Source organism: Psychrobacter sp. TWP2-1-2 (genome assembly GCF_049896785.1).
Classification (GTDB): domain Bacteria; phylum Pseudomonadota; class Gammaproteobacteria; order Pseudomonadales; family Moraxellaceae; genus Psychrobacter.
In genome coordinates this window covers 1-9,272 of the sequence record NZ_JAFCVA010000029.1, presented here as the reverse complement: position 1 = coordinate 9,272, position 9,272 = coordinate 1, and the positions used below count along the sequence as shown (strand labels likewise).

The window sequence follows — 9,272 nt, the reverse complement described above, 5'->3', positions numbered from 1 at the left end:
GGAAAATCATTAACTTCTTATTATTTGTCCAAGTCAAAAAACCATCTAAATTATAAACTAGGGGCAACCTATCAACCGCTATGACGCTAGCGATCCACACCCTTATCAATTCTATCTGTATTCATTTCTTTCTTTTCGTAGCGTTGCAACGCCAACTGCTGTTGTCGCTGTTCTCTTAAAACTATAGTTTGCTCTTGCTCATAAGCTACAACTTCATCTTCCATAGCACTAATACACTGGTATTCCGTAGGGTTTCTACGGTGTTCCTCTGCATGAACTGCTTGTATGAGCTCTGCGGTTACGCCCTGACTTTTTAGATCATCAAACGATGACTTAATCTTGTTATACTGAGCTACTTTCTTATCTAAATCTGCTTGCCACGCCTTTATTTTAAAGGGATTCCATGGCTCATTATCTTTTAGTCGCTCTATTTCAGCATAGATAGGCTTAGCTTGTGCTTGTAGCGCATCTAACTGGTTCCTATGTGTTTGCTTTGCCATTTCCTTACACCGATGCACAAAAGCCTTAACCATTAGCCGCTTTTTGTCTATCTCATCGGCTTTATTTGGTGCTGTAGGCGCTTTAACGGCTTCTTCTTTGGTTTGTGGTGCTTTTGGCTGTTGAATTGGTTCTGTGGGCTGCTGTGGCGGTTTTACTATATCTCTAGGTGCGGTGCTTGTGACTGCTTTATTCTCTGATCGGACTTCGCTTGTATGTCCTTGCCCCAATTCGTTGCTCTCGCTGCTACCAACTGGCGGTAATTCTCGTCCTCGCTCATTTGAATCGCTCTCAACGCTTGGCGATCTATCCACTCGCTCACTAACTGGCTCGATTCTTTCCCGTTCTTGCTCATGGTCAACACTCCTAATCGGTTCAGGTTCAGCCGTTGGTATTCCTAGATCATCAAAAGCTTGGTATAGCTTAGGCTGTTTTTCAGCAATATCTCTTTTAACTTCGGGCAACCTACGCTTGATAAACTGTAGCTTGTTATGAAGCTCGGTTGCTTGTTTAAGCTGTTTGCTTAAAATATCGTTAATTTTCTCATTACTATTGGTTTCGAGAACTTTATTATATTTGGCTACCTCACGATTGATATCGCCAAGGTCTGTTTTGACGCCTTTACGCTCTAATGCACTAGCAGCCACACCCATTTTAATAGTTGGCTCACGCTCTAAGCCTTGATCTTTCAAACTTCTATGGTCAATCTCTATGCCATATTCACGTAAATGCTCATTAGCAGTTTTCGCCCATTGTTCACGCCAATAGACCACCTCACCGCTTTTTCTCTCGTCTAGCTCACGAGTTTTCTTAGTAAAACCTTCTGGCTCTAATCGCCTTGTCGTTAGCATGATGTGTGCGTGTTGGTTCTCTTTACTCTTATACGAACCTTTATCATCATGCAAATGAGCATCTACAGCACAGCCATGTCTTGCTACGATCTGCTTGGCAAAGTCCTGCACCAGTGCAATACGCTGCTGCTCATTGAGTTCATTCGGTAACGCCACCTCAAACTCTCTTGCTACCGTACTGTTTTTGCGCTTTTCGGCTCTCTCTACCTCATTCCAAAGCTGCTGACGGTCAGTTGCCCAACTGGGGGCATTGGGTGGCAAAAATATCTCACTATGTATCACATCACGTTTTTTTGAATAGTCATGGTCACGCCTTTCGTGGTCGCAACGAATTTTTGCACCGGCACGATAAGCCACAGCTGCGGTAGCAGATTGTCCATTGCTGCGTGAAAACGTTTTGACGGATAAATGATAGATCGCCATGAATTACTGATTAAACCTTATCTTGTATTACTTGATTTCAGAAATGAGTTTCTTATAAGTCACTTCAAACCATTCTCTTTCGCTGCTATAGCCATATAACAGCGGATTGAAGTCAAAATTATTAGTATCAAAAATTTGTTTTGCCAAGTCGTTGCTCAAAATGTATTTAATATCGGTAACTAAGTTGGTTACTATCTCAAGATTCTCATTTTGAACAAAACGAATAAGGACGTTTGTATCATCTACTCTCGTTCCTGAGTACTCGGATTGCCAATCTTGATAAAAGTAAGCATTCATGAAATATATGAAAGTATCATGCATAATATTCAGCCTTACTTTGTCATTTTTCAGCAGAAAAATGAGTATTTAAAGGTTGCTTGGTTTGGCTTTTGGGGGTACAGGGGGATTTCCCCTTGTCGCACTGCAAACTATGATAAGCTCACCGATAAGGTGAGTTTATCATAGTTTGCATAAGTGCGCCCTTGTACCTCATTTATGCTGCTATTTTTAGGTTTTATACAAGGGAAGGAGCTAGTTAGGTGTCTAAAATACAGAAGGAACTAGAAGATCAGTTAGCTAAGATGTTGGTTAACCGTGATAGTTTATTGGCTGAAATGAGATCGGTTCGGTCTGCTGTTAAGAAAGATAATCCAAAGAAAAATAAATGGCTGACTGAGATGATAGATCATCTTGATAAGCTAGATACATACATCACTCAAAATGAAAATCGGATACAAGCAATTAAGCAACGAAAGCATGTAGCCAAGAGTAAGCTCAATCGTAAGCAGGATAGTAAGCGAAAAATATTGATGGGTGCTATGGTTGAGCATTTGATAGAAACAGATAAGCTAAGCAAAAAATTTATTACAGATGAATTAGAGAGCTTCTTAACTCGTGAGAGTGACAAGGCTTTATTTGCAAGTTACTGGTCATCTAAATAGTAATAAGAGTAGTCAGTAATTTGCCATCCTTTAGTCTTTTTATCTTTATTTTTTTAAATATAAAAAATAATTCCTTTGTATATGTTTTTAAGAAGTTATTAAAGAGTTATTAGCCCCTCTGTGAGCCTTACTGACCGTAGCTTTCAAAGGATAGAAAGGGACGTATTGATGTGGAGTAAGGGACGTATTGATGTGGAGTAAGGGACGTATTGATGTGGAGTAAGGGACGTATTGATGTGGAGTAAGGGACAGTATATAATAAGTCCTTTACTTGATTGAAATTGAGATTATTATGGATTATGAAAAATCAGATGAAAAGGCTTTGCTCACGCTCAATAACGATATGATTAGAGCTTCTTACAAATTATCAGTGAATGAGATACGGTTAATTTTGATTGCTATTGCTCAAATGCCGAAAGGGGAGAAAGATAAAGAGTCTGCGCCACTTGATCCAATGAAGCCTTATTATATTACTAAGGCGGATTTTATTAGATTAGGTGTAGAACCTAACAATGTGGCTAGGGAAATTCGTTCTGCTTGTAGTGATTTATTGGATAGAAAGATTTTCATTGATACACCTATCGGTGTGCTTGGTACGCATTGGGTACATAATATATTGCACTTCAAAACCGATATTTTTGAAGAATTGAAGAAAAAATATCCTAATTCAAAATATGATGATGATTTTATACGACAGTTAAAAAAGCATAATCTGTTAGATAGCTTACCTATGATTGCGAAGTCAGATGACAACATCATGGCTAGAATAATTTTTCATGCTGATATCATTCCGTATATTAGTGAGTTACGACAGCATTTCACTCAATTAAAACTTGATGAAATGGCAGGATTTAGCAGTTTTTATAGTTTTAGAGTTTACATTATGATGATGCAATGGCGTGATACAGGGTTTGTTATATCTACCCTTGCTGCTTTTAGGGAAATGCTTGATTTAACAGATAAATATGATGCAGTAAAAGACCTTAGAAAGCGCGTACTGGATGTTGCGATTGATGAAATTAACGAAAAATCACTGTATACGGCTAGTTATAGTTTGACAGATAAGAATGGTAAGTCGGGTAAAGGATTTAAGCTCACGCATTTAAAAATAAAATTCAAGCCAAAAGCAAAAACCATCAAGAGCAAGGCTGAGGGCAAAATAGAACGTGACACTAATACAGCAGATATGTTTACGGTTGACGGACTAAACGATAAGCAGTTAGGGCGTATTGCTCGCAATCCAACTTTTATGGCGGAGTACAACCATTTAGTAAGCCCTACTAGCCTAGCTGGGCAGTCGCAGCAAGGATGGGAGTTTGAAATGATTAATCGACTAAAAAAGGACGCATCACAGTTTAAGAAACGTCCAATTAGAGAATATCTTGATTATTAGATGAGTTTAGACTGAGTTATCTAGTGCCTTTTTAATTATATCGATAATACGTTTATCCTGAAACTGAGTAACAAAATTTAGAGATAAGCCGTCTGTACCGTTTAAGCGATTGAAAAACTTCTCGGCATACTTTATTTTTTGCTGCTCTTCATTGCGTAAGTTTTCAGTAGCTTTGACGTCTTTTGTTTCAATTATAAAGTTTAAAATTTCTCCCTCACTGGTTTTGATAATATAGGCAAAATCAGGAGAGTATGTATAACCACCCGCTACTGGGATTTTAATAGAGTTTTTAGGAATTTTGCTAAAAACCGTCACTGACTCGATATTTTCTCTAATATTTTGCTTTTCAAGTGATGAGTCAAAGAAGATATCGTCAAATAGATACTTGTCACTTGGTCTAGTATCTTCGTATTGCGTACCTAGATCATGGGTACTTACTTCAGTTAAAGGTTTACCTTGCTCATCTGTAAATTTAGATGGATGAACTTGGTTGGAAACACTTTTATATTTAATCTCTAGCTTCTGTAAGGCATTATGAAACAGATACGCTCTAAATCCACTCGTCAACTTTCTTATGGTTTGATTGTTAAGGTAATCAGTGATATCTAATCTATTCTCGCTACTTTTAATGGTCACGAATGCCCTATGTAGAGTCGCTATTTTTATAAACGCTTTTTCTGATAACTGTTGTAGAAAATTACCATAGGTCATGGTACTTAATTTTGAAAAATTGGTATCTTCTTCATAGTCCATACTAAAATCTGCTTTATCATTATGAATGTGCAGTTTTACTTTTTGGGTAAGGACACCTGTGTATTTGAAGCTATCTGAGGTACTTTCTCTACTCAAATACTCCATGAATAAATCATAGAATTGCTGCTCATCTTTAATGTTATATTCTAAAACAGCTTTTTGGTTAATTAGCTCCCATAACTGTCGTAGTTCATCATATTCACCAACTCTCATTTTGGTAACTTGACGAGATTTCTCACCTTTTACTTCCACTTTATTGGGCTTTAAGGTATCAGGAAATGCGTTAGAGTACTTTTCCTTCAATCGAGCATAGCCGTTGTTTATAAACTTATCATCATCATCAATAATCTGTTCATCGTATAGTTCATTTGCTAATACGCGTTTCGTTATCCCATACTGTGCAGCTATTTGTTCTTTAAGAGCATCAGTCAAAGTGTCCGGTATCTCTACTGCTGTGGCTGTAGCGTTAATTTCTTCAGTTAAGGTTTTAACAAAATCTTTTTCGGTAAAATCAACAAAATAATTTAAGTAGAAATCCCCATCCTTGACTCGTGCCATATGTTCATTAACTGGCAGACGTAAGCCTCGTCCAACTTCTTGAAGCTTTGATGTATTGCTACCACTAGAGCGTAGCTTGCAAATTTGGAAGACGTTAGGGTTATCCCAACCTTCGCGCAGAGTCCATTTAGAAAAAATAAAGCGTCTAGGATTATCTAGCGATAAAAGGCTTTCTTTATCATGAAGAATATCATTAATCTCTTTCTCAATTTTCTCGTCTTTTTCGCTATTATCTTTTGAAAAATAACCACCATGCACTAGGCTGATATCATCTATAGTTTGTTGTAAGTACTGACGATAATACTCATCTGTTTCATGCTCAAGGTATTTTTTGGCTTCGGCAATGACCAAAGATTCAAAACGAGTTTTTAAGCTACCTGCTAAATTATTCCCATCTCGATAACCTGCAATATCATCAATAAAAAATAAAGTAAGAGGTTTAATGCGTGGTCTTTGCGTTAAATACTTTTGCTCTAGCTTGAAATGTTCTTTAATCGCTTTTTGTATCATATTATCTTCAAGAGTCTCATGATACGAATAAGGATTAATGCTATCGCCCTTTTTTAACTCAACACCATTGCTAAGCACAACCTTGGTTGTATTAAGGTTATCAATAATCAAGTCACTTATGGCGCTATGAGCAATAGCAAGTGATTCTCCTTTTTCTAAGCTATGACGCTTTTTTTTGCCGTTTTGATTTAGCTCAAAAATAGCATGTTTTTTGTCATTAATACTTACCAGCTTTAGTGAGGCATCGTCACCACCTTCCATGGTTTCAATATACGCGGTAATGCCCTTAACTAAATCTTGATTGAATGAATCAACAGCAGTAAGACGATAAAGTAGGTTTTCATAGTTATCGTTGAAAGTCGCTCCATATCGAATAATATATTGGGCTTTGAGGTTTTCTATATTAGTCCAAGTTTTTTTAGCTGTAGGAAAGCGGTGCGGTTCATCTAATATCACAATCGGCTTAATAGCTTGTAATGCTTGAATCGGAACGTTGTACTGCTCGGCAATCAATGCCGTATCAAAAGTTTCGTTCTGAATAGTAGAGGAATTGATCATTCCTGAATTAATAATTAATACATGAATATACTTCTCATTATTATTCGTAGCATTGACGAACTGGCTCACTGCTGGAGGCATGTAAGATTTTTTACTTTTCTTGTTTTTTTTACTTTCGACAATATATGTTTTTATTTCACGCCCATCATATTCATCACGAAAATGCTCAAGTAAAGCATCGCTTTTGAGGAAGTTTACTGTTCCTGCCTTGATAGATAATGTGGGTACTATAATGATAAATTTGAAAAGATTGAAAATCCTATTTAGTTCGTAAATGGTTTTGGTATAGGTGTATGTCTTACCTGTACCAGTCTCCATCGAGATATCTAATACTCGGCTTTCTTTATCAAAGATCTTATCGCCAATGACGTTAAGATCTTGTTGTACTAACTTGATAGCATTTGCATAAACCTCTGAATTTATAGTTAGCTCAGGGTTGATCTGATTTCTAGTCGTCAGATTTTTAGAAACAAGAGGTTGAGTGTACTGTAGTACTTGTAACACTGCGTCCACACCTAACTGCTGATGAGGAAGGTTTCTTTCAAAGGTAAAGCCTGCCATATAATTCTTGCCTTTTTATATCATTTTTCAAAAAAATCTTAATTATTTATCGTTTAATAACGAACTAATAATGAGATGTCGATAGATTTTTTATTGCCATAGCTTTTTAAGGCTTCGTTTAACTCCATTTGGTTGACGCTGTCAAAATTACTGCCATATATCACAATTTTATTTGGAGCAAAGTCTTTGTCACTATCTAACCTTTCTAAAAGAGCTGTTATATTTGCAATAGTGAAGTCTGGTGCAATCAGGTACAGTCGTGACTTGCACAGGTGTGCAGTGTAACCATCTAATATAATATCGCTAACTTCCTCAGTTAGTTTACTGTCGTCATAAAGCATCCAAGTGGTAAGGAGGCTTTGATATTGTTCGTCAGTTAAACTCACATCATCAAAGAGAGTTAAGTTATTCAAGACAAGTGTGTCATCAGCTTTAACTCTAAAATCTTCAGTTGTTTGATATATTTTGAACCCTAAATCGCCTCGGTAATCAGTGTAGTCTGCCTCAATTTTTTGACCTGCCTTTTCAATTCGTGCTTGTGTAATATCAAAGATTGTCTTGTAACCAAGCTTATAAGCTTCTTCCGAGGAGTCAGTTGGTGCGTCAATTTGTACAATCACGAACTGGCGATTTCCATTGTCTTCAGCATTAAGTTGCATAACAGCATCTGCTGTAGTGCCACTGCCAGCAAAAAAATCTAATACTATGTCGTTATTATTCAAAGAACCTATTTTCATTAAAATAGAAATCAATGTCGTTGGTTTGGGGTAGCTAAAAACCTTGGAGCCATTAAATAAAGATTTAACTTCTTTTGTTCCAAAAGCGGTGTTTTTAGGATCGTTATCATCCAGTATCTCTAATAGCTCATCGTAAATCTCGTCTTGTAACCAAGATGAGTAAAGCTTAGTTCTAAACTCACCCTCTAAAGGCTCGTAAATCTTTTCATACACTTCCCAAGCATCATCTGAATCGCGCTTGTTATATTCGACATCATTGTTTTCTATAGCGAAATCCAATCGGCTTTTCTTCCAACGCCAGCAACCGTCCTTTCCATTGGGTAACTTGGGGTAGATGACAACTCCTTCTTTATTTTCTACAGAATAGAATAAGTTTGGTCTATCTTCTCTTCTTGAATTACTTCCCCATTTCCTAGCCAATTGAGTTTTGTAATGACGATTTTTCTCTTCATCAAATTTTGGAAACTTCTCATCCTCTTTTATCTTTCTGCCTGTAGTGAAAGATTCAGCGTCTTTTGAATACATAAGAATATATTCGTGATTTTGGAGTAACCTTTTATCGTCAGCACCACCACCTCGACCTTTCCAAGGTAAAGAAGCAATGAAATTTTCTTCTCCAAAGACTTCATCACAAAGTAACTTTAATTGCGCCTGTTCATGATCGTCTATCGAAATAAAAACTATTCCTTCGTCTTTTAATAATTCTCTGGCTATGTATAAGCGTGGGTACATAAATGTGAGCCATGCACTATGGCTATTCGAACCTTTTGCGGTGAACTCTAAAATCCGATCAGCTTCATCCTTGTCAATACCTGTAAGTTCGCTAAGTTGCTTCGACGTAAAACTAAAATCATCTTGATACACAAATTCGTCAGAGCCTGTATTGTATGGAGGATCTATGTAAATCATTTTCACAGACTCTCTATAAGCATTTGCCAACTGCTTTAATACTTCAAGATTATCCCCTTTAATCAAAACGTTTTTGCTGTTTTTATTTTTTTCTAATTCATTATGAGCTATATCTGACGTCATTAATTTTTGAGGAGGAAGATTGGTTAGAAGCCGTGCATACGACTTACCAAGCCAGTTCAAGCTATAAGATTCTTTCACCATATCTACGTTATTAGCTTGTATTATTTCAGCTATTTTTTCAGGTAGAAAGTCACCATTTTTGTCAAAACATTGAGGGAGTTTTTTCTTCAAGATAGCTATTTGCTTACTGTTAGCGGTTTCGTTTTCTGAAAAAAGCGTTTCAGTTATAATGCTCATGGTATAGCCTTAATAGTAGAACTATGATTAAAACGTGATGGTGAAGTAGAAAAACCAATGGTTATGTCAAAATACTCTAATGTACGTTAAGTTCTCTCTATGGAAAATCATTAACTTCTTATTATTTGTCCAAGTCAAAAAACCATCTAAATTATAAACTAGGGGCAACCTATCAACCGCTATGACGCTAGCGATCCACACCCTTATCAATTCTATCTGT

At 36.8% G+C, this 9,272-nt stretch carries 6 protein-coding genes; 2 read left to right on the top strand and 4 right to left on the bottom strand.

The annotated features are described in order from the left end of the window. Positions 1–86 precede the first annotated feature (86 nt). Both mobQ and ACP7AE_RS13835 read right to left on the bottom strand, forming a co-directional pair. Entirely contained in the window at positions 87–1,772 is a 1,686-nt protein-coding gene (gene mobQ / locus ACP7AE_RS13840; protein ID WP_426243774.1) for a MobQ family relaxase, read from the bottom strand. A 27-nt stretch (positions 1,773–1,799) separates the two neighbouring features. Continuing rightward, positions 1,800–2,093 (bottom strand): contact-dependent growth inhibition system immunity protein, encoded by a 294-nt coding sequence (locus ACP7AE_RS13835; protein ID WP_426243772.1) that lies wholly within the window; start codon positions 2,091–2,093, stop codon positions 1,800–1,802. A 218-nt stretch (positions 2,094–2,311) separates the two neighbouring features. On the opposite strand from ACP7AE_RS13835, the gene ACP7AE_RS13830 reads away from it, so the two are divergent. Together ACP7AE_RS13830 and ACP7AE_RS13825 are read left to right on the top strand one after the other, a co-directional pair. Further along, positions 2,312–2,713: a hypothetical protein gene (locus tag ACP7AE_RS13830; protein WP_426243770.1), complete on the top strand. Its 402-nt coding sequence runs from the start codon at positions 2,312–2,314 to the stop codon at positions 2,711–2,713. Positions 2,714–3,005: 292 nt separating this feature from the next. Then, positions 3,006–4,106 carry a RepB family plasmid replication initiator protein gene (locus tag ACP7AE_RS13825; RefSeq protein WP_426243768.1) on the top strand — a complete coding sequence of 367 codons (1,101 nt, stop codon included), beginning with the start codon at positions 3,006–3,008 and terminating at the stop codon, positions 4,104–4,106. A 6-nt stretch (positions 4,107–4,112) separates the two neighbouring features. On the opposite strand, the gene ACP7AE_RS13820 is transcribed toward ACP7AE_RS13825, so the two are convergent. Together ACP7AE_RS13820 and ACP7AE_RS13815 are read right to left on the bottom strand one after the other, a co-directional pair. Continuing rightward, positions 4,113–7,046 (bottom strand): type III restriction-modification system endonuclease, encoded by a 2,934-nt coding sequence (locus tag ACP7AE_RS13820; RefSeq protein WP_426243766.1) that lies wholly within the window; start codon positions 7,044–7,046, stop codon positions 4,113–4,115. A 53-nt stretch (positions 7,047–7,099) separates the two neighbouring features. Next, entirely contained in the window at positions 7,100–9,052 is a 1,953-nt protein-coding gene (locus ACP7AE_RS13815; RefSeq protein ID WP_426243764.1) for a DNA methyltransferase, read from the bottom strand. Positions 9,053–9,272 lie beyond the last annotated feature (220 nt).